Annotated in this window: 19 protein-coding genes and 1 riboswitch; of the genes, 13 read left to right on the plus strand and 6 right to left on the minus strand. The window is 48.7% G+C overall.

Going from position 1 to position 23,154, the window contains the following annotated elements:
* Positions 1–108 precede the first annotated feature (108 nt).
* The 3 genes from GCU44_RS20670 to GCU44_RS20680 all read right to left on the minus strand — a co-directional run bounded on the left by GCU44_RS20670 (position 109) and on the right by GCU44_RS20680 (position 4,181).
* Positions 109–1,275 carry a cysteine desulfurase family protein gene (locus tag GCU44_RS20670; RefSeq protein ID WP_154859240.1) on the minus strand — a complete coding sequence of 389 codons (1,167 nt, stop codon included), beginning with the start codon at positions 1,273–1,275 and terminating at the stop codon, positions 109–111.
* A 33-nt stretch (positions 1,276–1,308) separates the two neighbouring features.
* Positions 1,309–2,967 (minus strand): S8 family peptidase, encoded by a 1,659-nt coding sequence (locus tag GCU44_RS20675; RefSeq protein ID WP_154859241.1) that lies wholly within the window; start codon positions 2,965–2,967, stop codon positions 1,309–1,311.
* 155 nt (positions 2,968–3,122) lie between these two features.
* Positions 3,123–4,181 (minus strand): acyloxyacyl hydrolase, encoded by a 1,059-nt coding sequence (locus tag GCU44_RS20680; protein WP_154859242.1) that lies wholly within the window; start codon positions 4,179–4,181, stop codon positions 3,123–3,125.
* A 125-nt stretch (positions 4,182–4,306) separates the two neighbouring features.
* Positions 4,307–4,416, plus strand: a riboswitch (SAM riboswitch).
* A gap of 179 nt (positions 4,417–4,595) precedes the next feature.
* On the opposite strand from GCU44_RS20680, the gene GCU44_RS20685 reads away from it, so the two are divergent.
* The 5 genes from GCU44_RS20685 to GCU44_RS20705 all read left to right on the plus strand — a co-directional run bounded on the left by GCU44_RS20685 (position 4,596) and on the right by GCU44_RS20705 (position 9,903).
* The gene (locus GCU44_RS20685; protein ID WP_092169002.1) at positions 4,596–5,900 is read left to right on the plus strand and encodes an O-acetylhomoserine aminocarboxypropyltransferase/cysteine synthase family protein; all 1,305 of its coding nucleotides are present in this window, start codon (positions 4,596–4,598) and stop codon (positions 5,898–5,900) included.
* Positions 5,901–5,909: 9 nt separating this feature from the next.
* A complete protein-coding gene (locus GCU44_RS20690) occupies positions 5,910–6,965 on the plus strand; it encodes a homoserine O-acetyltransferase family protein (RefSeq protein ID WP_154859243.1) in 1,056 nt (351 codons plus the stop codon).
* 20 nt (positions 6,966–6,985) lie between these two features.
* Positions 6,986–7,375 carry a VOC family protein gene (locus tag GCU44_RS20695; RefSeq protein ID WP_154859283.1) on the plus strand — a complete coding sequence of 130 codons (390 nt, stop codon included), beginning with the start codon at positions 6,986–6,988 and terminating at the stop codon, positions 7,373–7,375.
* Between the two features lie 136 nt (positions 7,376–7,511).
* Positions 7,512–8,291, plus strand: a complete 780-nt coding sequence (locus GCU44_RS20700; protein WP_241685050.1) for a glycerophosphodiester phosphodiesterase — start codon at positions 7,512–7,514, stop codon at positions 8,289–8,291.
* Between the two features lie 7 nt (positions 8,292–8,298).
* Positions 8,299–9,903 (plus strand): alkaline phosphatase family protein, encoded by a 1,605-nt coding sequence (locus GCU44_RS20705; RefSeq protein ID WP_154859244.1) that lies wholly within the window; start codon positions 8,299–8,301, stop codon positions 9,901–9,903.
* Between the two features lie 34 nt (positions 9,904–9,937).
* Here the strand turns inward: GCU44_RS20705 and alr are convergent, their stop codons facing one another.
* Genes alr through GCU44_RS20720 form a run of 3 tightly spaced genes read right to left on the minus strand, consistent with a single transcriptional unit; the run spans position 9,938 to position 14,332 of the window.
* Positions 9,938–11,095, minus strand: coding sequence for an alanine racemase (alr, locus tag GCU44_RS20710; RefSeq protein WP_154859245.1), 1,158 nt, complete (start codon positions 11,093–11,095; stop codon positions 9,938–9,940).
* Positions 11,089–13,086: a hypothetical protein gene (locus tag GCU44_RS20715; RefSeq protein ID WP_154859246.1), complete on the minus strand. Its 1,998-nt coding sequence runs from the start codon at positions 13,084–13,086 to the stop codon at positions 11,089–11,091. Before GCU44_RS20715 ends, alr begins: the two co-directional genes overlap by 7 nt.
* Before the next feature lie 25 nt (positions 13,087–13,111).
* Positions 13,112–14,332, minus strand: coding sequence for an ATP-grasp domain-containing protein (locus GCU44_RS20720; RefSeq protein ID WP_154859247.1), 1,221 nt, complete (start codon positions 14,330–14,332; stop codon positions 13,112–13,114).
* 537 nt (positions 14,333–14,869) lie between these two features.
* On the opposite strand from GCU44_RS20720, the gene GCU44_RS20725 reads away from it, so the two are divergent.
* The 8 genes from GCU44_RS20725 to argH are packed head-to-tail and all read left to right on the plus strand — an operon-like array spanning position 14,870 to position 23,153.
* On the plus strand, positions 14,870–15,571 hold the full coding sequence (locus tag GCU44_RS20725) for a GNAT family N-acetyltransferase (RefSeq protein WP_154859248.1): 702 nt from the start codon (positions 14,870–14,872) through the stop codon (positions 15,569–15,571).
* Between the two features lie 45 nt (positions 15,572–15,616).
* Positions 15,617–16,813, plus strand: coding sequence for an argininosuccinate synthase (gene argG, locus GCU44_RS20730; protein ID WP_154859250.1), 1,197 nt, complete (start codon positions 15,617–15,619; stop codon positions 16,811–16,813).
* Positions 16,806–17,768 (plus strand): N-acetyl-gamma-glutamyl-phosphate reductase, encoded by a 963-nt coding sequence (gene argC / locus GCU44_RS20735; RefSeq protein WP_154859252.1) that lies wholly within the window; start codon positions 16,806–16,808, stop codon positions 17,766–17,768. Before argG ends, argC begins: the two co-directional genes overlap by 8 nt.
* A 41-nt stretch (positions 17,769–17,809) precedes the next feature.
* Positions 17,810–18,967: an aspartate aminotransferase family protein gene (locus tag GCU44_RS20740; RefSeq protein WP_154859254.1), complete on the plus strand. Its 1,158-nt coding sequence runs from the start codon at positions 17,810–17,812 to the stop codon at positions 18,965–18,967.
* Positions 18,964–19,905 carry a Rossmann-fold NAD(P)-binding domain-containing protein gene (locus GCU44_RS20745; RefSeq protein ID WP_154859256.1) on the plus strand — a complete coding sequence of 314 codons (942 nt, stop codon included), beginning with the start codon at positions 18,964–18,966 and terminating at the stop codon, positions 19,903–19,905. The genes GCU44_RS20740 and GCU44_RS20745 overlap by 4 nt, the downstream gene beginning before the upstream one ends.
* Before the next feature lie 11 nt (positions 19,906–19,916).
* The gene (gene argB, locus GCU44_RS20750) at positions 19,917–20,717 is read left to right on the plus strand and encodes an acetylglutamate kinase (RefSeq protein WP_154859258.1); all 801 of its coding nucleotides are present in this window, start codon (positions 19,917–19,919) and stop codon (positions 20,715–20,717) included.
* A 25-nt stretch (positions 20,718–20,742) separates the two neighbouring features.
* Positions 20,743–21,828, plus strand: a complete 1,086-nt coding sequence (locus GCU44_RS20755; protein ID WP_154859260.1) for a M20 family metallo-hydrolase — start codon at positions 20,743–20,745, stop codon at positions 21,826–21,828.
* Positions 21,825–23,153, plus strand: coding sequence for an argininosuccinate lyase (gene argH / locus GCU44_RS20760; RefSeq protein WP_154859262.1), 1,329 nt, complete (start codon positions 21,825–21,827; stop codon positions 23,151–23,153). Before GCU44_RS20755 ends, argH begins: the two co-directional genes overlap by 4 nt.
* Position 23,154: the final 1 nt, after the last annotated feature.

Raw genomic sequence — 23,154 nt, forward strand, 5'->3', positions numbered from 1 at the left:
CATGAGTTCATCAACCTCATCTTTCAATAATTTAATAGTGTACCTCTTCATAGTTTCTTTTAAAGGTACAAAATTAATACGTCATATCATAATTAACTTAACACTAATTCAGTGTTCGGCTGGGGATCGTTCGTTTAGCTGGTTATGGGCTTCGCGAATGTAACAAATCGCTTGCTTGACATCGGTCAAGGTACTGCCCCTACCCAGTGAAAGCCGTAAGGTAGCAATAGCGGTCTGGGAATCCAAACCCATGGCTAGCAGTACATGGGACGGCTTGTCGGAAATACTGCTGCAAGCGGAACCGGAACTCACCGCCAGTTTTTTGTTGATTCGAAGCAGGAATTGCTTACCCGGAATTCCGCGAAAAGAAATGTTGCTGACATGGGGCAACCTGGAATCGACGGATCCGTTACGTTGGGCGCCGTCGATTTTCAGCAACGCGTGTTCCAGGGAATCCCGAAGTTGCATTAACCGCATCGACTCTGCATCCATTCCTTGCTGCGCTATTTCGGAAGCCTTGCCAAGGCCCACGATGCCGGGCACGTTTAGCGTACCACTTCGCCGACCAATTTCCTGCCCTCCTCCGGTAATCTGAGGTTCCAGACCGACACCTCCCTTGTTTTTTCGCAAGTACAATGCCCCTACCCCTTTGGGTCCGTACATTTTGTGGGAAGAAAGTGCCAGCATGTCTACGCCCAAATCACGCACATCAACCGGCACCTTGCCCACTGCCTGCACCGCATCTGTGAAGAATACGATCCCCCGTTCGCGGGCGACTGTGGCCATTTTGCGGATGGGATGCAGGTAGCCCGTCTCGTTATTGGCCAGCATGCCCGCGATCAAAACGGTATCTGAGGTGATGCTTCTTTCCAGCAAATCCAACGATACCGAACCATCCGGTTGGCTGGGAAGAATCGTTAGTGAACAACCCTGACTTTCCAGAGTTTTTAGGGTGTCCAATACCGCCTTGTGTTCCGTCGCAAAGGTAATCAGGTGATTTCCCTTGGACCTCAACCGGGCCACTGCTCCCCTCAAGGCCAGATTAATGGCTTCTGTGGCGCCACTGGTAAAAACGATTTCCCCGGCAGAAGCTCCGATCAATGAAGCTACTTGTTCCCGCGCATTTTCCACAGCCTCCTCCGCTACCCATCCGTAGGGATGTTGGCCGCTGGAGGGATTACCAAAATGTTCGGTAAAATAGGGCACCATTTCCTCCAGTACTGCGGGATGGCAGGGCGTGGTTGCATTGTAGTCCATGTAAATGGGGTAGTTCATACCATGTGCAGTTTTCCGGGTAATGCGGTACTTCTAGTCGTATTTGCTTCGCTGTGCCGCCAGTTGCAGGGCCTGGTAAGCGTTTACTACGCCTCCAGTAGCACTAAGCGTGTCAAATCCAATCAGCTCCTCTTGTCCCGGGAGCTGCACCTGCTCCGTTGTTGGCTTGTAGACGGATTGGATCAGGATTTCCCGAAGATCTTTGGGTTTCAAGTCCGGGTAGTACGCCCAAACCATGGCAGCAACACCGGCAACCGTCGGCGCCGCCATACTGGTACCGCTGTTGGTTTCGTATTCCGAGCCGGGAACAGTAGAGTAAATATCCACTCCCGGGGCAAATAGATCCACTCCCTCGTTACTAAAATTAGAGAAATCGGCGGCCAAATTATCCGAATCAATCGCAGCGGACGCACCTACTTCCAGCCAGGCATCAGAGGAACCCCTTCGTCCATACCAACGGTTGGGGAAGTTGTTGTCCGGATTGATTTCTTTGGAACTATTCCCGGCCGCATGGATCAGGAGAACGCCCTTTCTTCGGGCGTATTTTACGGCCTTGTCCACGTATTTTTTTCCCGGGGAATAGGATTTTCCAAAACTCATATTGATAATATGAGCGCCGTTGTCCACGGCATACCGAATGGCGTTTGCAATGTCTTTATCCCGTTCGTCACCATTGGGAACTGCACGGACCGGCATGATCAGCACGTGCTCTGCAATGCCGTCTATACCCAAATCGTTGCCACGTTTGGCCGCTATAATTCCGGCTACATGGGTGCCATGCGTAGCATCCGGACCGGTAGGGTCGTTGTTGCCGTAATATTTCTCTTTGTAATCCTCCGGGTCGTCTCCAACAATATCGCGGGGATCAAAATCGGTATTGTAGGCATAATTGGCCTGCACTTCAAAATGCTCTACGGCTCCATCCAGTACTTCCAAAATCTCATTGACACTAGGATCCGGCATATTAATCATCGAAAATAACTGCGAAAGCATTTCCAAGGCATTGCTGATTTCCTCCTTTTCGGACTCCATTTCGCTTAGATCTTTGAGCGTGAAGTCATCCAACCCGAATTCCTCCTTCACCAGCCTCGCCATGTTTGTGAAGCCATTTAGCATATTGCCGTACATGTTATAATTCATCTCGGCTTCTTTTTTGCTTTCTTCAAAATTTTCGTTGACCCGCTGCCAGTAGGCATATTCCTCGCGGTCTCTTTTTTTCACATCCTCCGCTGCCATCTCGCCGAATTTGGCTTTCAGTCGGTTGTATTCCCTGGTCAACTCGTGTGAATCTTCTTCCACATGGCTGCCATCGGCACCCCCAATAAAATTCCATCCATGGACATCATCGATGTATCCGTTTCCATCGTCATCAATGCCATTTCCCGGAATTTCCCCAGGATTTTCCCAAATCTTATCCTTCAGATCCTCGTGTACAATATCCACTCCCGAATCGATAACCGCCACTACCACGGTACGTTTTGCACGCTTTCCGGCTAAAAACTTTTCGTGGGCTTTTTCAGCTCCCGTCCCTAGATACCCGTCCTCGATCGGATCCAATAAAAACCAATTTGTCGGCGCCTCAAGGCTATCCTTTTCGCTAGGAAAAGTCGTTTCACCGAAGCTAATAAGCGGGAAGCCAAGACAGATTCCTGTCAGTAGTATCCAAAAAGAAATCATCGAATGTATTTTCATGAAAGTAACCGTGTATTAAAACGAATAAATAAAATTAATGGGATTTTTTATCAAATCCCTTACACCTAACGAAGGAAAGGTAGTAAAGATCCAATTTGCATCAAATTTCAAAAACGTTTACGGCAAGAATACCTTTTGTTTGGTAGCTTTTGTAGCTAAAACAGCCAACCCAAACGCAAGCCGATGTTTTCCGCCACATGGCCGTGGGCCTTCAGATCTACCCCCAAAACAAATCCCGTTGGAAACCAGTAGCTCAATGCATAACGTTGAAAGAAGCGGTGATTTTGGCCGATGAGCGCTGGGTCGGTCAAGTACAGGCCCATCCGCTGGCTGAAATCTACCCGTCCGAAAACCAAATGGTGCGAAAGAAAGGCAGCCGGAACAAAACCCTGGGTTTCTGCACGGGAAGAAAGCGACTGATCCCAGGAAAGTTCGGTCCCCAGCCCCAGCTGATTGATACGCGTCAGGGTATGGATTAGATCCATTGAAATTCCGAGTGCGGGTACCCTACCAGTGTCGGCGGGATTGTCCCTAAAGGTGCCAAAGCTTTCCAAAAGAAAAGAAAGGCGGTGTCTTAGCACGGGTTTTTTATGCGCAGGGAAGACAGGTTGTTCTAACCAATACCCGACCCCTAAACCAAAGCCCGGAAAATTCATGCCTCGATTGGGCTGTCTTTGCCCTCCATTGGAAATATGGTTGTAGTATCCGGATAGGAAAACCTCCCAGTTTTCGGACACCTGATAGGATACTTTCGGAGCCACTGCAAGCAAAAAGCTAAGCGGACTACTAAAAAAGGTGTTTTTCGGATTGCTATTTACATCGTAAACCTTCGTCAGGTAGGTCATGCCCAGGGTAGCTTTTAGGCGTAACTGCCAGTCGGCACGGCGCCAGAGTACCGGTTCAAAAAAACCAGAAAAGAAAAACGCATCTCCCAATACGGTCGGATTATTGAAATTTGTATAGCCCAACTCCCCTCCCCAGAGGTAAAAACAATTGCAATTCTCCCAGGTGGATTTCTCCAGGGATAGTTTTTCGTAGGACAAGCGGATTCCCTGCGGATGGCTTTGGGATATAGGAACCAACTCTTCCGAGTGCGGGAGAATCCAACTTGTTTGTCCTTCCATGGCGAATCTCGTGAGCCTTTGCCCCCGGGCGTCCGGAAAAACAACGAATCCGACCAGTAGAAATAGACCGATTGCTCGTGTGTGCCTCATCCGATTATCTCACTGATTTTCTGCGATATTGTTTCAAAAAAAGAAAAAAATTCACCAAATAAATTGGAAAATACTCCTTTCTGGGCTTATTTTGCTCCATCCTTTAACTTTTTAAAAGTGAAAAGGATTTATAAAGAAGAGGTAAGAGACAGGCTCGTAGACCCTCTGGCAACCTGGAAAATCCAAGGTGCCAATTCCTGCCAGGTGTGAATGGTTCCATCTGGGAATATAAATTCTACAAAATGAGGCCATTTCCGGTAAACCTAAAGGATAAAATTTCCACCAAACGTATCAAAAAATGGCTCCACGCGTGCTATCAGGGCACGGAGCGGTTTTGCATGCGTTTCTAAGCGCCAATTCATGCGTATTCATCCCATCATTTTCATAAAAACATAGACCTAAAACACAACAATCATGTCAAAAACGTACCGATTCGAAACATTACAAATTCACGCAGGACAGGAAGCTGACCCAACCACCAACTCACGGGCGGTTCCCATTTATCAAACCACTTCCTACGTATTTAATTCGGCCGAGCACGGAGCCAATTTATTTGCCCTGAAAGAATTTGGCAACATCTACACCCGGATCATGAATCCGACCACGGATGTTTTTGAAAAAAGAGTGGCTGCATTGGAAGGTGGAGTGGCAGCGGTCGCGACGGCTTCCGGACAAGCAGCCCAGTTTTTGGCCCTCAACAACTTCCTGACGGTTGGGGATAATTTTGTCACGTCTCCCTTCCTGTATGGCGGAACGTACAACCAGTTTAAGGTTTCCTTCAAACGAATTGGCATTGAGGCCCGATTTGCTGCATCCGATAAGGCAGCCGATCTGGAAGCAAAAATCAACGACAAGACAAAGGCGATTTACGTGGAAACCATCGGCAATCCGGAATTCAATGTGCCTGATTTTGAAGCCGTGGCCTCACTTGCGAAAAAATACGATATCCCATTGGTGGTAGACAATACCTTCGGTGCGGGCGGCTATCTTTGCCAGCCCATCAAACACGGGGCGACTATTGTGACCTCTTCCGCCACAAAATGGATAGGCGGGCACGGTACCTCAATTGGGGGAATCATCGTCGACGGTGGCAATTACAACTGGGGAAATGGTAAATTTCCTCAATTCTCCGAACCTTCGGAAGGCTATCACGGGCTTAATTTCTGGGAAACCTTTGGCGATAATAATCCGCTGGGCCTACCCAACGTGGCCTTTGCTATCCGTGCACGGGTGGAAGGCCTTCGGGATTTCGGTCCGGCCCTAAGTCCGTTTAATTCCTTTTTGTTGTTGCAAGGCTTGGAAACGCTTTCTCTACGGGTGCAGCGAACCGTCGACAATGCACTGGCCCTGGCAGAATGGCTGGAGCAACATCCAAAAGTGAAAAAGGTAAATTATCCCGGATTGGCTTCCAGCGCCTATCACGAGCAGGCAAAAAAATACCTCCCCAATGGCTATGGCGGGGTGTTGAGTTTCGAGCTGAAAGGTGAAAAAGAAGGAGCATCGGAGTTTATCAATAACCTCGAATTGATCTCCCACCTGGCGAACGTAGGAGATGCAAAAACGCTGATAATCCAACCTTCCGCTACCACCCATCAACAACTTTCCGAGGAGGAACAGCTGGCTGCGGGTGTTACGCCTACCCTGTTGCGGATTTCTTGTGGAATCGAACATGTGGAAGACCTAAAAGCAGACCTCAGCGCAGCTTTTGACAAACTATAATTTCATCAAATGAACCTTCAATCGCCGCATTTGACCATTGAAATGACCCGAGATATTTTTTATTGCAAGGAAGCACTCCCCTTGGAGTCTGGAGAAATATTGCCTGAGTTTCAATTGAGTTATACCACACAGGGACAGCTCAATGTCGAAAAAGACAACGTGATCTGGATCATGCATGCATTGACCGGAGACGCCAACCCACAGGAATGGTGGTCGGGCCTGGTAGGAGAAGACAAGTTTTACGACCCTGCCAATTATTTCATCATTTGCGCAAACTATCTCGGATCTTGTTATGGATCCACGCAGCCATTGAGTAGCCGTCCGGATACCGGAAAGCCGTATTATTACGATTTCCCAAACCTGACCACCCGAGACATTGCTGCGTCCCTGGACCGGCTGCGGCTGCATCTCGGCCTGGAAAAAATAAATACGGTGATTGGAGGTTCTTTGGGTGGTCAAGTGGCTTTGGAATGGGCCTATTCCCTGCAAAATCGCTTACAAAATGCCATTATCATCGCGTCCAATGCGAAAGCATCTCCCTGGATTATCGGTTTTAATGAGACGCAACGTATGGCCATCGAATCCGATGAAACCTGGGGAAAAGAACATCCAGACGCTGGAAAAAAGGGCCTGGAAACAGCTCGGGCGATTGGCATGCTCAGTTACCGGCACCCGCAAACCTTTGTCCAAAGCCAAAGTGAGACGGAAGAAAAAACAGACAACTTTAAAATAAGTAGTTACCTGCGTTACCAGGGGCAAAAGCTTGCCAATCGCTTCAATGCGCTGTCTTACTGGATTCTTTCCAAGGCCATGGATAGTCACGATTTGGGAAGAGGCAGGGGCGGTACCCCCAATGCCCTCGCCCGTATCCACTGCCGGGTACTTTCAATCGGTGTCGATACCGACGTCTTGTTTACCTGCGACGAATCCCGGTATATCGCCCGCTACGTAGCCAAGGGTACCTATCGGGAAATCAAATCCGCCTACGGACACGATGCCTTTCTGATTGAATACGAGCAATTACATTACATCCTGCAGTCCTTTTACCTGGAAAATAATCAATAATTGCCAAACAACCCCTCATGATTCCGTACAACCGTATCAAAGAAACCTGCCTTTACATCCCTAATCTGGATAAAGCGGTGGCGTTCTACAACGGCTTATTGGAAATGCCCCTCATTTCGAAGGTTGAAGGAAGGCATGTTTTTTTTAGATGCGGGGATTCGGTTTTGCTGTGCTTTTTGCCGGAAGTAACCGGAAAGGAGAGCAGCCTCCCTCCGCATTATGCCCATGGGAAGCAACACATTGCCTTCGAAGTACCGGAAGCCGATTACCTGGCTACCCGGGCGCTTCTTCGTGAAAAGGGCATCGAAATCACCCACGAACAAGACTGGGGCCGCGATCGAAATAGTTTTTATTTTGAGGACCCCTTCGGACACGTACTCGAAATCGTTCCCACTGGCATCTGGGAGTAGTCCTGGTCTCCTTTTCCATCCCATCGTTTTCCGGAAACCTTCTGCTCATCATTTGGTAACCGTTTATTTATCCCCAAGTATTGGTGATTCCCATTTCTTTTCGAATATTGCGTAAAAAACCAGCAACGTTATACCCATGGTACACCGCATTCTTCTTACCTTTCTGCTACTAGGAACCGTGTTTTTGCAGACTAATGCCCAACAAATGAACTTCCACCGCAATAAAGTAATCGCTCACCGGGGAGCCTGGAAAGCCGCTCCGCATCCTCAAAATTCGCTGGCCTCCCTGCAACAGGCAGTAGACATGGGCTGCGAAGGATCGGAATTTGATGTATGGATGACTGCCGACGGAGTGCTGGTAGCCAATCACGATGCGGATCACGAAGGAATGGTTATTGAAGAGGTAACCTATGCCGAGCTGCTAAGAAAACCATTGCCCAACGGAGAAAAAGTCCCTACTGCCGAAGAATACATTCGGCAAGGAATGACCCAGCAGGGAACCAAACTGATCTTTGAGATCAAACCATCCCGGATATCCAAGGAAAGAGGGCAGGAATTGGCGACAAAATCGGTGGAACTGGTGAAAAGATTAAATGCCGAAGAATGGATCGACTACATCACCTTCGATTATGACATCGGATTGCGCGTATTGGCGTTGGATCCCAATGCCAACGTGGCCTATCTAATGGGAGATAAAACACCGAAACAACTAAAAGATCATGGTTTTTTCGGTTTTGATTACAACATAAAAACCGTGAAGGAAAACCCACAATGGATCGACGAAGCACACGAATTGGGCTTGACAGTCAATGTGTGGACCGTCAATAAGGAAGAAGACATGCAATGGCTGCTGGAAAAAAACGTGGATTTCATCACAACAGATGAGCCGGAAAAACTATTCTCCCTGATCCATTGAGCCCATCATGAAACCCAATACTCCCGTATACCTGCACCTGCTACTGGGAAACCTACTGTTTCTCGCCTGCTGCATCGGGTGCCAGCCAAAGGTCCCCGAACGAAAAGTAACCCACGCCATTCTCATCGGTCTCGACGCCTTTGGGTCCCGGGGTTTCCAAAAGGCCGAGACGCCCTATATGAATCAACTGGTTGCAGAAGGCGCCATCGCCCCCTTTGCCCGGGCCGTATTGCCGACCAACTCCTCCCCCAACTGGACCTCCATGCTCACTGGTGCCGATCCGTTGCAACACGGGGTCTATGACAATGCCTGGGAATTAGACAAGCAGCGGTGGCCGCCCGTGCTGACAACCGACAGTGGTCGGTACCCCAGTTTGTTTAACTGGATGCACGAGCAACTACCAGATGCCAACATGCAGCTGTTTTACGAATGGGGAGGACTTGCCCGTCTCTACGATTTGGACGCCGCAAAGCGGGTATACAAAGGAAGCAGTGGAGACGATGTTTTTTCGAAAGCCGTACAGGCATTTTTCGAAGAAAAACCAGATTTTTTATTCATTGATATCGACGAAATCGATCATTTCGGCCATCAGGACGGGCACGACTCCCGGGCCTATTTTAACTCCATCTCGCATTACGATAGCCTAATTGGTGACTTTGTGCAAAAATTGGAAGACGCGGGTATCATGGACGAAACATTGATTCTGATTACCGGAGATCATGGTGGTATTGGCAAAGGGCATGGGGGAACCAGTCTGGACGAATTGGAAATCCCCATTATCCTATACGGAAAAGGAATCCAGCCCGGCCGAGTAATTGACAAGCCTTGCTATCAGTACGACGTGGCTCCTACCCTGGCATACGCCCTGGGGATAACCCCACCCAAAGCTGGCGTGGGAAGGCCGATTGTCGAAGCGTTTGATCCCTCGGTTCCTGCCGATTCATTCGCTCCCATGCCGCTGATTTTTCCTACCGGAGGATTTTTCAAACAGGACACGCTTCTGTTGGAAGTAAAATCGGATGCACCCCATGCAGAAATACGCTATACCCTGGATGGCACGGTTCCTACGGCTACCACTGGCACCGTCTATCAGGAACCCATCCACTTAAAGCGGAGCGAATTGGTTACGGCAATTTCGGTGGTCAATGGAGAGGAAAGCCGGCCTGAAATCCAACAATACCGCCTGACCACGAAGCCGGGCCGGGTCAATTGGGAATACCTGGAAGGTACGTTTTCCCGGGTCCCTGACTTCCAGGGCCTTGTCATACAAGCCAGTGGAAAAAGCTCGGAGATCAGCCTCGAAGAAATCCCACACCGGGAAGACCACTTCGCTGTACGCTATACCGCCACACTTGTGGTCCCGACCGAAGGTCAGTATACCTTTTACCTACAATCCGACGATGGAAGCCTTTTGTACGTGAATGGGGAACTGCTCATTGATAACGACGGCTCTCATTCTGCAGCGGAAAAAAGTAACACCCTTGAACTGGTTGCCGGCAAACAAGAACTGGAAGTTCGTTATTTCGAGGACATCGCAGGAGAAACACTCCAGTTGTTTATTTCCGGCCCCGGTATTCCCCGACAGCTGGTATCTGCAGACTTTTTTGAGTAAGTCCCGATAGTGAAATTGATCGGTGCGGTGCTCGTCAGCGAACCACCGTACGTGGAATGGCTGCAGGGAGGCGACTAAGCATCTCGTTGTTTAGCAATTGCGTGACATTGGTAAAGCTGGAAACGTTGATCACGTTATTGTTTTGCCGCCCGATCAATACCACTTCTTCGCCTACATTCACTCCTGTGATGTGGCTAATATCAACCATAAACAAGTTCATGTTAATCAAACCCACGATGGGTGCTTTCTTTCCACGGATGAGCACCTGCCCACGGTTGGATAAGGCCCTGGGGTAGCCATTGGAATATCCCAGCGGAAGCACCGCAATCGTCATTTTTTGTGTGGCCTGAAATGCGGTACCGTAGCCAATAAATTCCCCTTCATTCACTTCCCGAATATCCATCACATCTGTCTTCCAGCTGAAAATCCGTTTCAAAGAAGTATCGGCTTTTTTGTTGGTCTCGTGCAAATGGGAAAAATAGATATCCGGACTGGGCCAGAATCCATACTGGGCCACACCTATCCGAACCAGGTCGTAGACGGTATCTTTCATCGCCAATGCAGCCGCCGAACAGGCAATGTGCCGCAACTGAGGCAAGAATTTTTTTTCTTTGCACTGCCGGAGAAATTCCTTGTAGCGTTTGTGCTGCCGATCGATTTTAAATTGATTGCTTGCACTTTCCGCTCCACCAAAATGGGTACACAAGCCTTCAAAAATGAGCCAGTCGGTATTTTTTTTGAGGTAGGCAAGCGCTTTGGGAAACTCCTTGGTGTGCATTCCGGTTCGATTGGCGCCCGTTTCTACCTCCAGGTGTATTTTTGCTTTTTTCCCAACCCGCTTTGCGGCTTCCAATGCCTTCGGCAAGCGGTCAAAGTAATAGACAAAAAAAGCTATTTCATGAGATATTGCCCACTCCAGATCCTCTTCGTAGATGATACCCATGATCAGAATCTCACTTTCCAGCTTGCAAACCTGCAATACCTGTTCTGCCTCAAACGAGGAAGCCACGCAAAAATGATTGATTCCACAGCGTTCGGCCATAGGTACGAAGGACTCAATCCCGTGGCCATAGGCATTTGCCTTGACCACAGAAGAGAGTATGGGTTTCTCACCTATTTTTTTACGGATAAAGTTAACATTGCTCTTATAGGCACTTTGTTTTAATTCAATTCTTGACGAATGTTTTACCATTGTTTTTTAATTTCCAACCATGTATAAGATTTCCCCCAGCTATCTTTGGCCAACTTTCTGACTTTGTCCACTTCCTTCTGAGGAATTGTTTCCATTTTGGAAGCAGCTTCCAGGTTATTGTAATGAAAGGCATACACCCTGGCGGCAAACTGATAAATAGGCAGGGACGATTCTCCGTGAATTTCTCCCTTTCCGTACACTGAGGGCTTGATCTCCTGTCCCCAATCCTGTCGGCCTTCGTTGTTGGGGTTTAGGAAATAGGCGCGAACAACGCCGGAAGGATCCTCGTCCACCCGAAGAAGCGAGACGGCGTGGAAGCCCAGCATTTCGCCTTTGGCCGAGGTGATAAAAATCCCGACGGGATTGGGATATACCAGGCGGTGGCCACCGTTGAAACGTGGATGGCACATCGTGTAAAACACACGCACAAATCCATCAAAATCGACAATGGCATTTGAAAGGTAGTCGTAAGCGGAGGCAAATCCGATTTGGATCCATTGTCCGTACAATCCTGGATTTACCCATTTATGTGGATCCTCTCCCCGCCCGGACGCCCTTCGCATCATCTCGTTATACACCCTGTCAAGCATGGGCACCAGTGTTACGGATACCGCATCCAGGTGGTGATCCAGGTTTTGAACCAATCCGGCAGGCGTGGTGGAATAGCTGATTTCCTGACCCTCAAAACGGAAACTGAGATTATCGTATACCGCTGCCGTTTGTACCATATGAATCAACTTTGCCGGGGCATGCTGGCTCCACATGCTTATGCCCCGCGCACTCTGACATGTGGGGTTATTTCCCTGTCCTACCCCGAGCGGCTGTCCCAGAATGCGAAAAAGGGCTCCAATCAAGTACTGTTTGGGCGTTACTTTTTCGTGGGGTGTTCGGGTGGATTTCAGGATGCGACGGGCGACTTCGGGATGAACGGTGATCTTGGTCAAGTTGAAAAGACCGGAGCGAACCGCTTCCCGCGAAATAATACCATTCTCGAGCATTTTCGCCAGACCAAAAATACATTGGGCGTTGAAGGGATGAATTACCTGTAAAATCAAGAAACAGACAAAATCCTTGAACTCATTAAACCGCGCAAGACCGGTTGGATTCAGGCCCAAACAAACCGGTATCAATTCCTGGTAATCCTTTTTCACCAGGTGCACCAATAACACCGCCTGGTAGGTACTGACTAATCCGAACTGCAACATACTGTTTCCCAACGCACTGGCCTCTTCCTCGAGTGTTTCAATTTTCATTCGGTTAAGCGCTTTTCCATAAGCCAGGTGATCCTTTCCCGCTACTCCCGGGGAGGGTTTGTAAATCACTCGCTGGAAAGCCAATAGTTCCATATCGGCCGGATCATCCGGATTCAGCTCAATTTTCTCCTTCACCAACGCAATGATTCGACGCTGTTTTTCTGTAACTACCGGGCGCTGTTCACAAATAAGGGTTAACTCTTCTACCAACTTGGACTTTACTTTTGAAAGCTCAATTTTTTCCAAAATAAACTGGAAAAGTGCATGAACCTTGGTGAGTTCATGCGCACTCATGGCGAGGCGGGTCTCCTCTTGGGGTTCGTTGAAGACAAACTCCAAGTTGTGCACCAGTACTTCCTGGAGGTAGCTGTCCGCTTCCTCCTGCTGTTCCTCACTGCCTGCGATCTCTCCTTCCAGCAATGCAAGCATACGCAGCTCGCTCAGGAGTTCGATGGTAGAATTGGGGTGACCACTTTTGTAGGTGCCATTGACCAATTGGGGCACCAGCTTATCCGGGTGTTCCCAGGGACCGCCTTTGAAAATTCCTGCTTCGGTTAGGTCAGGAATGCGTTGGTAAACCTCACGGATTCCCTGTAGTGTCCCACACCAGGTATCCAATTGCCCCATAATTTTCTGGGCTTTCTCCCCTCTCGTCAGCGATGTAGCCGACTTATAATTCTCAAACAACTCGTCAAAAGACGCGAGATTGCTTTCTGAGATCACTCCTTCTTCTTGCATAAAATTGGTTTACTTAAACTCGATTCTAGTGATAAAAATCCACATTTTCGTAATGCAGCAATAATTCTGTCATCCGATCGGGATCCTCTCCCTTAAAATTGACTGTTCCAAAATGGTTGCCAAAGCCTTCCCGATCGCTAATTTTCTGGCTGCTTAATGGCGGTACCAGGTTGTGATCCAGAAAATAGGACTCTTCCTTCAATTCTTCTGGAATCACCAATTTGGAAATCTGATTTTTATGTGGGTAAATCATCACATTTCCATAGAACGTTTCGGGCCGCGCATCCAACGGAGGCAATAGTTGTTGCAATTCCTCTTCGGTAAGCTCGGGATCGTGGCACATAACGAACGCAGCCAGTGCATCAAAGCCATAGGCCTGACCGCAAAGTTCAAGAATGTGCCCGCCGGGAATCCGGCATGCCACCTCTCCAAAGCTCAATTCATCGTTTTCTGTCAAAAACCATTCGGGATGGATCATGCCGTATTGAATACCAAATAAATCAACCAGCTTTTGCATTTCTTTCAATATCTTCTCCCTTTTGGTATGTAGGTAATTTCCCTCGGGGATAAAGTTGGAGTACCCAAGCTTTACGTATTCGGTGATATTCATAAACCGGATTTTCCCACCGTGGATAAATGCCTCACAGCTGAATTCTCGTCCGGGCAAATGGCTTTCCGCCAGACAGGGGAATTCATCGTCCTGGCATTTGGTATCGATATCGGATTGTGAGCGCAGCAACCGGTGTCCGACCGTTCCCGCCGAAGCAAATGGCTTGATGTGAACCCAACTGTCCTCTTCTCCGTCAATTTGCAGGTTGGCCTGGTTGAGCCTATTCATGAAGTTTTTAACACCCTCTTTGTTGTATACCTCTTCAAAAAGTCCTACCCGCAATCCGCCGATCAACGCTTTTCTTTTCATCATCGCTTTGTTTCGAAAAAGGAAAGCCCGATTCAACACCCGGGGATCATCCCGGTACAGGGAATTCAGTGCCCCAGCCCATTCCACCGTTTCTTCAAAGAGAGGAACCGCCACGTCTGCACCGAAGGCATCCAATTTTACCTTTAAATCCAGCGAATTCGACGAATCGCTCCATTCATTAAACGCGTAAGAAACAAACGGAATGCTGTGCTCCTTCGCATATTCCTCAAAATCCGGGTAAGAAACTACCACATACGGTTTGTTGAGCTTTTGCATACTTTCTATGACGGGCAAACTCCAGCCCATTAATGCAAAACATTTTGCCATTTCGTTTTATCTGTTTGGTTCAACTAGTCCATGCAACAAAAAACAGGCTAAAGTCAATTTATAGAAAAATTTAAAAAAAACTTCCTAATAAAATGAATAAATGTCTTTAAATAATTAAAAATATAACCATTAATTTAAATTTATACCTTTAATTAATCCTGAGAAATTCAAGAAGCAAAACGACTGGCATTGCATAGAACAAGACCGCTGCATGGCCGACTGCAATATCTGGGTCCAAAATTTGTATATTTGATCAAATAAATAAATATTTGTATGGTTTAAAATGAAAAAAGAAACGCACATAGCATCCAACCCCTACCTGGCCCATACGAATCTTTTTGGGTATCCGGTTCTGTTTCCTTTAAAGACCTTTCGGACTGTTTTCAGGGCATAGTCCCTGTCTTATTTTTATGTATCCTACGTGGATGCATCCATTTCGAAAGCACGTATACACTCATTTCAACCAAACCTTCTTCGGGCTGTTCGCCGGAAAGCACTTCAAAATTGAAATGCGAATAAGCCCCAATCCATGTTGCCATGTCGAACCAGAAATTTACAATAAAACCCGCATCGGGAGAGCACGGTCATTACGCTGAGATCATTACTCAGGAAATGGAACGTTCGGCACAAGCCCGGGGTACAGGAATCGCCAAAAGGTCTCCCGAATACATTCGGACAAAAATGAATGAAGGAAAAGCAGTAATCGCACTTACCAAATCGGGAGAATGGGCGGGGTTTTGCTACATCGAAGCCTGGGGACACGGAAAGTTCGTGGCCAATTCGGGGCTGATTGTTGCGCCGGAATTCAGAAAGCACGGATTGGCCAGAGAAATAAAACGAGAAGTCTTTAAGCTTAGCCGAAAAAAATACCCCGATGCCAAGATCTTCGGGCTCACAACCGGGGCAGCCGTTATGAAGATCAACTCCGAATTGGGCTACTATCCGGTAAGTTATTCGGACCTTACCACCGATGACGATTTTTGGAAAGGATGCCAAAGCTGCGTGAATTATCCCATTCTCATGAGCAAAAACCGATCAAACTGCTTGTGTACGGCCATGCTCTACGAACCTAAAAGCGTAAAAAAGGCGGAGCAAAAGAAGCTTTCCTCGGAATTTAAAAAGAATCTCAGCCTTTTTGAACGATTGATTAAAATCAAACGGGCCATGTTTCTTAATATTGCCAAAGGAAAGCGAAATGCACTGGCGAAGGTCAAAGGAAAAGTAAATCAATCATCCTAAGTCAAAAGTTGCTCGCGGCGACGTTTGCAAACAGTAAGATACATTATGAAAAAAGTAGTTTTAGCATACAGCGGTGGATTGGATACCACATTTTGTGCCATTTATTTGAGTCAGGAAAAAGGCTACGAGGTACATGCGGTACTAGTCAATACCGGTGGTTTTGCGCAAGAGGAATTGGAACGTATTGAAGAGCGGGCCAAAAAATTAGGCGTAGCTTCGTTTAAAGTATTGGATGTAACCCAAACCTACTACCAGGAGGTACTCAAGTACCTGATTTTCGGCAACGTACTGAAAAACCAAACCTATCCGCTATCGGTCAGTGCCGAACGGATCCTACAGGCCAAAGCACTGGCAGAATACGCCAAAAGCATCGGAGCAACCGCTGTGGCTCACGGAAGTACCGGGGCGGGTAATGATCAGGTTCGGTTTGATATGATCTTTCAAACCATCCTTCCCGAGGCGGAAATCATAACGCCCATCCGGGACCTCAAATTGAGCCGGGAAGAGGAGATCAGCTACCTCAAGGAGCATCAGGTGCACATGAATTTTGAAAAAGCGGCCTATTCCATCAACAAAGGGATTTGGGGCACGTCTGTGGGGGGTAAGGAGACACTTACCTCGGATCAGGCCCTGCCGGAAGAAGCCTACCCTACCCAGGTGAGCAAAACCGATCCCGAAATTCTTCGCATTGGTTTTGAAAAAGGTGAGATCAACCGGGTGAATGGAGCGTTTTTCGCAGATCCGGTAGCCGCGATAATAAAAATACAGGAAATTGCCGGTCCTTTCGGTATCGGGCGAGACATTCACGTAGGCGATACGATCATCGGCATCAAGGGCCGTGTGGGTTTCGAAGCAGCTGCTCCACTTGTCATTATTAAAGCACACCAGCTGCTGGAAAAACACACCCTGACCAAATGGCAGTCCTTTTGGAAAAACCAGCTGTCGGAATTTTACGGAAACCACCTGCACGAAGGCCATTACCTTGATCCGGTGATGCGAAATCTGGAAGCATTTATGGCAGCGACCCAAACCTATGTAACCGGGGAAGTGAACGTTCAATTGATGCCCTACCGCTTTAGCATGATCGGTATTCATTCGGACCACGATCTCATGTCGGCAAAGTTTGGCAGCTATGGAGAGATGAATAAAGGCTATACAGCGGAGGACGTGAAAGGATTTACCCGAATTCTTGGCAATCAAACCGCTATTTTTCACAGCGTAAACCAGGAAAAGGATGATTAAAACCGGAATCGTTGGAGCCGCTGGCTATACCGGAGGTGAACTCATTCGCCTGCTCGTTCACCATCCCCAGGTGTCGTTGGAATGGATCCATAGCAATAGTCAGCAGGGCAAACCGGTGGTGGCCGTACATCCGGATTTAATTGGCGATTCGGAATTGGTTTTCACAAATCAGATTGATACCAAAGGTCTGGATCTGGTTTTTCTCTGCTTGCCCCATGGTGAAGCCCGGCCTTTTCTGGAGCAGCATACCTTTGGGCAAGAAACAGTCATCATCGATCTAAGTACCGATTTTAGGGACGAGTCGCAGGGCTTTGTCTATGGATTGCCCGAGGTGAATGCCTCCCGTATCAAACAGGCGAAGCGAATTGCAAACCCAGGTTGTTTTGCCACGGGTATTCAGCTGGCTCTGGCACCAGCAGTGAAGGAAGGTTGGTGCGCGGGCCCCTTACACGTCACCGGCATCACGGGAAGTACCGGCGCCGGCAAGAAACTTAGCCCCACTACCCATTTTAGCGAGCGGACCCAAAACGTATCGGTATACAAACTGTTTACCCACCAGCACCTGAAGGAAATCAACCAAACCTTTGGCCAGTTGGACTCCGATTTCCATGGACAGGTGTTCTTCGTTCCGTACCGGGGAAATTTTGCCCGGGGCATTTGGGTGACGGCGTATTTTCCTTACAGCGGCACAGAAGAAGCAGCCCTAGAAGCTTATGCCCATTTCTATAGTCAAGCTGCCTTTACCCATGTGACCCAGCAGGACCTGGACCTCAAGCAAGTAGTCAACACCAACAAATGCCTCGTCCACCTCAAAAAGGAAGCGGGACAGTTGGTGATTTACTCGACCATTGATAACTTGTTGAAAGGAGCCTCCGGGCAGGCGGTCCAAAACATGAACCTGGCCTTTGGGTTGGACGAGAAACTGGGATTGCAATTGAAAAGTGTGGCGTTTTGAAAAACGACGTCAGTACCAAATAAAAACTTAACCTTCGACCAATGAAGCCATTTGATGTATATCCATTGATGCAGGTAACGCCTGTAAGAGCGGAGGGCGTGTACCTTTGGGATGAGGACGGAAACCGGTACCTGGATTTGTACGGCGGACATGCTGTCATTTCTGTAGGGCACAGCCATCCTCACTTTGTGGCAAGTCTGCGCAATCAGCTGGAAAAAATTGCCTTTTACTCCAATTCGGTACGCATTCCCCTACAAACCGAATTTGCCACCAAACTGGGGCAGCTATCCGGATACGAGTCCTACGATCTTTTCTTATGTAATTCCGGGGCTGAAGCCAATGAAAATGCGCTCAAACTTGCCTCGTTTCGAACAGGAAAAGCAGGCGTCATTGCCTTTAAAGGAGCCTTCCACGGAAGAACGTCCGGAGCAGTGGCGGTCACCGATAACCCAAAAATTGTTGCCCCCTTTAACGCCGGACATCGGGTGTTTTTTGAAGAAATGGATGATCTCGAGGCGGTCGAACATCGCCTGAAAACCGAAGAGATCGCTGCCATTCTTATCGAAAGCATACAGGGCGTGAACGGCATTCACGTTGCTCCCCCTGACTTCTTGCAGGGGCTTTCCGCATTGGCCAAAAAATACGACGCCTGCTTTATTGTAGACGAAGTGCAGGCGGGTTATGGAAGAACCGGTAAGTTTTTTGCCCACCAATGGACAGCTGGACTGGAGCCGGACTTAATTCCGATCGCAAAAGGGATGGGAAACGGATTTCCCATTGGAGGGGTTTTGATCCATCCCGATTTTCAGGCCCGCCACGGGTTGCTGGGGACTACTTTTGGTGGAAACCACCTGGCCTGCGCGGCAGGGCTGGCGGTATTGGAAATCATCGAACAGGAAGATTTAATGGAGAACGCAATACAGCAGGGGGATTTCCTGACGGAAGCCCTGTCCACGGAGTTTCCTGCTATTTCTTCGGTGCGCGGCAAAGGCCTGATGATCGGGTTTGATCTCCGGGAAGAAGCCGCACCCTTCCGCTCCAAACTGGTCAAAAATCACCGCATCTTTACCGGCAGTGCCGCCAGCAAAGAAACCATTCGTCTCTTGCCTCCTTTGGGCATTCAACGGTCGGATTTACAGGAATTCCTCAGCAGTCTTAAACAAGTAACCGAACAAAAAGCCGACCCGATAAAACCATGAAGAACTTTACACAATTTGATACACGTACCCTCGCCGACTCCCTGATCGATAAAGCCCTGGCATGTAAAGCATCTCCCCTGGAACATCAGGAAAAGGGGAAAGGGAAGCGTCTGGGATTGATTTTCTTAAACCCCAGCCTACGGACCAGGGTGAGTACGCAACTTGCCGCTTCCAATCTGGGGGTGGAGAGTTTTGTACTAAACATGGACAAAGAAACCTGGGCTCTGGAGATGCAGGATGGGGTATTGATGAATAAAAACAAGGTGGAACATATCAAAGACGCGGCGGCTGTGTTGGGCGGCTATTTTGATTTTCTGGCCATTCGTGCATTTCCCTCCCTGACGAATAAAGAAGAAGATACCGAGGACTTTATCATCAATCAATTTATCCGCTACTCCGGCATCCCGGTGATCAGTTTGGAAAGCGCCATCCGACACCCCTTGCAAAGCCTGGCGGACATGGTCACGATTCGGGAGAATTTTCAGGAAAAAAGAAAGCCAAAGGTGGTACTCACCTGGGCTCCACATATCAAATCCATCCCACATGCCGTCGCTAATTCCTTTTCCGAATGGGCGCTGGGCTGCGGCCATGACCTGACCATCACGCACCCGGTGGGCTACGAGTTGGACGAGCAATTTACCCAGGGGGCGACCATTGAATACGACCAAAACAAAGCCCTGGAAGACGCCGATTTCGTCTATGTGAAAAACTGGAGCGCGTTCAATCCTTATGGGAAAATTCTGAAAGTAGACGAAAACTGGCTACTCAAAGAAAGTAAGTTCAAAAAAAATTCCAAGGCCAGGGTCATGCATTGCTTACCCGTGCGCAGGAACCTGGAACTCAGCGACGAAATACTGGATGGTAGCCGAAGCCTGGTACAGAATCAAGCCAAAAACAGAATATTCGCCGCACAGGCGGTAATCGATTCGCTGCTATAAATCCCCATACCATGGAAATCAGTGTTATCAAAATTGGGGGAAACGTCATCGACCATCCGGAAAACGCCAGCCGTTTCCTCCAGCTTTTTGCAAAATTTCCGGGAAAAAAAATCCTGGTTCATGGAGGAGGGGTGCTGGCCAGCCGGATCGGAAAGGCTATGGGTATCGAACCTCAAATGTACCGGGGACGACGCATTACCGACAGGGAAACACTGGACCTGGTCACCATGGTATATGCCGGACTAATCAACAAAAACCTGATTGCCGAATTGCATACGTACGGCCAGCAAGCCATCGGACTTACCGGAGCAGACGGCAATGCCATACAGTCGGTCAAAAGACCGGTAACGGACGTGGATTATGGCTATGTGGGGGACGTGGTGCAGGTAAACACGCAGCTATTGGAGTCTCTTTTGCAACCATCCATTGCACCGGTGTTTTCTGCGATAACGCACGACGGCAAGGGGCAGTTGCTCAACACAAACGCCGATACAATTGCCTCCGAGATCGCAACCGCTTTGGCCCGAAAACACAAAGTAAACCTCTACTACTGTTTTGATAAAACCGGCGTACTCATGGATGCCAACAACGATGCTTCACTGATTCCCCTTATCAACGAGGACATATACAAAGAATTACTGCGGGATCAGATCATTCATTCCGGCATGATACCCAAACTGGAAAACGCATTTAATGCACTGGCCAAAGGGGTTGTCCACGTATGGCTGGGCTTGCCGGAAAACCTGCTGCTGGCATCCAAAGGTAAAAATGCCGGCACCATCATTGAGTCCCAAAAGTACGGGCTATACTGAGCCCGCCACCTAAACAACTGCCTCATTGGAATCCATCGAACAACTGTATACCGAAGCCATTCACTTACTCAAAGACCTGATCCGCACCCCGTCGCTGAGCCGGGAAGAAGACGGAACGGCGGCGATTATCCGATCCTATCTTGAAAAAAAGGGAATTAACTGCCACCAAAAAGGGAACAATATATGGTGCTATGCGACGAAATACAACCCAAGTCTACCGACGGTCCTCCTGAATTCCCACCACGATACGGTCAAACCCAATCAGAGCTATAGCCTGGATCCATACGAGCCCCTGGAAAAAGAAGGGAAACTATTTGGCCTGGGATCAAACGATGCAGGAGGCCCCTTGGTCGCACTTATTGCTACATTTATATACTTTCACGAACAGCAACTGCCGGTAAACCTCCTGCTGATTGCGTCGGCCGAAGAAGAAATCAGCGGAAAAGGCGGAATCGAATCCCTGATCCCGGAATTGCCGGAAATGAGCCTGGCCATCGTAGGCGAACCTACACTACTAAAACTGGCGGTGGCAGAAAAAGGGCTGATGGTCATTGATGCCCGGGTAAAAGGCCGTCCCGGCCATGCGGCCAGAGAAGAAGGACTGAATGCCATTTACGAAGCCCTGGACGATTTACTGGCCATACGGGACTTTCGCTTTCGCAAGGTTTCTCCATACCTGGGACCCAGCAAGGTCTCGGCCACCATCCTACAAGCGGGCTCCCAACACAACGTGGTCCCCGACGTATGCACCTATACCCTGGATGTGCGGGTGACCGATGCCTACACGCTGGAAGAAGCACTGGAGGAAATCAGGCAAGTGGTAAAGGCCGACCTTCACCCCCGCTCCATGCGCTTGCGCCCGTCCCGAATCAGCCAGACACACCCCTTGCTGCTGGTGGCCAGGTCCATGGGATTGGAGACCTATGGCAGCCCTACCCTGTCAGACCAGGCCTTAATTCCCTACCCATCTGTGAAAATAGGGCCGGGAGATTCCGCGAGATCCCATACCGCCGACGAATACATCCATACCGACGAAATCAAGGAGGGTATTTCCCTGTACATTTCACTATTGGAAAATTATTTTTCCCACCTAATCCAGACAAACGCATGAAGCTTTGGCAAAAAGACAAAACGAGCAAAAAAGAAGTTGAAACGTTCACCATCGGACGTGACCCGGAGTTTGATTTGATCCTGGCTCCTTTCGACGTCACAGGCTCCATGGCACACGCCATCATGCTCGCTTCCATCGATCTATTGACTGCCGAGGAATTGGAAGTGCTAAAAAAAGGTCTCAAAGAGATTCGGCAGGAGATCGCAGAAGGAAGGTTTTCCATAGCACCGGGGGTTGAGGACGTACACAGTCAGGTAGAGTTTCTGCTTACCGAACGCTACGGAGACGTGGGCAAAAAGCTACATAGCGGACGATCAAGAAACGATCAGGTACTCGTAGATCTCAAATTGTACTACCGGCAGGCCATCCGCCAAACCATGGAGGAGGTTGAAAAGCTATTTGCGCTATTGTTGCGATTGGCGGAAAAGCATAAAGGAGACCTCATGCCAGGCTACACCCATACGCAGTTGGCCATGCCTTCCTCCTTCGGCCTATGGTTTGGATCAATGGCGGAGGGTTTGGCCGAAGACATGTACCTTTGGCAGGCAGCCTACGCATTGGTGAACCGCAACCCACTTGGGTCTGCAGCGGGCTATGGCTCTTCCTTTCCCCTGAACCGCACCCTGACGACCGAATTGCTTGGCTTTGCGGACATGCATTACAACGTACTGAACGCACAGAATAGCCGGGGAAAAACCGAAAAATCCCTTTCCTTTGCGATGGCCGCTACGGCAGGAACGCTAAACCGTCTCGCTACGGATGCGATCCTTTTTATGAACCAACATTTCGGGTTTATTCGGTTCCCCGACGAACTCACTACGGGCTCGAGCATCATGCCACATAAGAAAAACCCGGACGTGTTTGAATTGGTACGTGCCAAAACCAACCAGATCCAGAGCTATCCCCAAACCATCACCCTGCTATTGACCAACCTGAGTACCGGTTACCACCGGGACTTGCAATTGTTGAAAGAAACCATTTTTCCCGCGTTTGAGCAGCTACGGGATTGCTTATCCATCACCCAACTCATGTTGGAAAACATTTCCGTGCAGAAAGATTTGCTCGAAGATGAAAAGTATGCCTATCTCTTTAGTGTGGAAGAAGTCAACCGACTGGTACTCGAGGGAATGCCCTTCCGAGATGCCTATAAAAAAGTAGGACTGGATATTGAAAACCGGCAGTTTTCTCCCGGAAAAAGAGTCCACCATACCCACGAAGGCAGTATCGGAAACCTTTGTCTCAACGAAATCCAACAAAAAATGGAAGGTCTTACAATCGACTTCAAACCCGTACTGGATGCGGAAGAGCGTCTCTGGAAAGACTAAA

The organism is Cyclobacterium xiamenense (assembly GCF_009467825.1).
Classification (GTDB): Bacteria; Bacteroidota; Bacteroidia; order Cytophagales; family Cyclobacteriaceae; genus Cyclobacterium; species Cyclobacterium xiamenense.

Excerpts from the sequence above, each read along its gene's own strand:
- GCU44_RS20670 (WP_154859240.1), bottom strand. The coding sequence starts at position 1,275 with ATGAACTACCCCATTTACATGGACTACAATGCAACCACGCCCTGCCAT.
- GCU44_RS20675 (WP_154859241.1), bottom strand. The coding sequence starts at position 2,967 with ATGAAAATACATTCGATGATTTCTTTTTGGATACTACTGACAGGAATC.
- GCU44_RS20680 (WP_154859242.1), bottom strand. The coding sequence starts at position 4,181 with ATGAGGCACACACGAGCAATCGGTCTATTTCTACTGGTCGGATTCGTT.
- GCU44_RS20685 (WP_092169002.1), top strand. The coding sequence starts at position 4,596 with ATGTCAAAAACGTACCGATTCGAAACATTACAAATTCACGCAGGACAG.
- GCU44_RS20690 (WP_154859243.1), top strand. The coding sequence starts at position 5,910 with ATGAACCTTCAATCGCCGCATTTGACCATTGAAATGACCCGAGATATT.
- GCU44_RS20700 (WP_241685050.1), top strand. The coding sequence starts at position 7,512 with ATGGTACACCGCATTCTTCTTACCTTTCTGCTACTAGGAACCGTGTTT.
- GCU44_RS20705 (WP_154859244.1), top strand. The coding sequence starts at position 8,299 with ATGAAACCCAATACTCCCGTATACCTGCACCTGCTACTGGGAAACCTA.
- alr (WP_154859245.1), bottom strand. The coding sequence starts at position 11,095 with ATGGTAAAACATTCGTCAAGAATTGAATTAAAACAAAGTGCCTATAAG.
- GCU44_RS20715 (WP_154859246.1), bottom strand. The coding sequence starts at position 13,086 with ATGCAAGAAGAAGGAGTGATCTCAGAAAGCAATCTCGCGTCTTTTGAC.
- GCU44_RS20720 (WP_154859247.1), bottom strand. The coding sequence starts at position 14,332 with ATGGCAAAATGTTTTGCATTAATGGGCTGGAGTTTGCCCGTCATAGAA.
- GCU44_RS20725 (WP_154859248.1), top strand. The coding sequence starts at position 14,870 with ATGTCGAACCAGAAATTTACAATAAAACCCGCATCGGGAGAGCACGGT.
- argG (WP_154859250.1), top strand. The coding sequence starts at position 15,617 with ATGAAAAAAGTAGTTTTAGCATACAGCGGTGGATTGGATACCACATTT.
- argC (WP_154859252.1), top strand. The coding sequence starts at position 16,806 with ATGATTAAAACCGGAATCGTTGGAGCCGCTGGCTATACCGGAGGTGAA.
- GCU44_RS20740 (WP_154859254.1), top strand. The coding sequence starts at position 17,810 with ATGAAGCCATTTGATGTATATCCATTGATGCAGGTAACGCCTGTAAGA.
- GCU44_RS20745 (WP_154859256.1), top strand. The coding sequence starts at position 18,964 with ATGAAGAACTTTACACAATTTGATACACGTACCCTCGCCGACTCCCTG.
- argB (WP_154859258.1), top strand. The coding sequence starts at position 19,917 with ATGGAAATCAGTGTTATCAAAATTGGGGGAAACGTCATCGACCATCCG.
- argH (WP_154859262.1), top strand. The coding sequence starts at position 21,825 with ATGAAGCTTTGGCAAAAAGACAAAACGAGCAAAAAAGAAGTTGAAACG.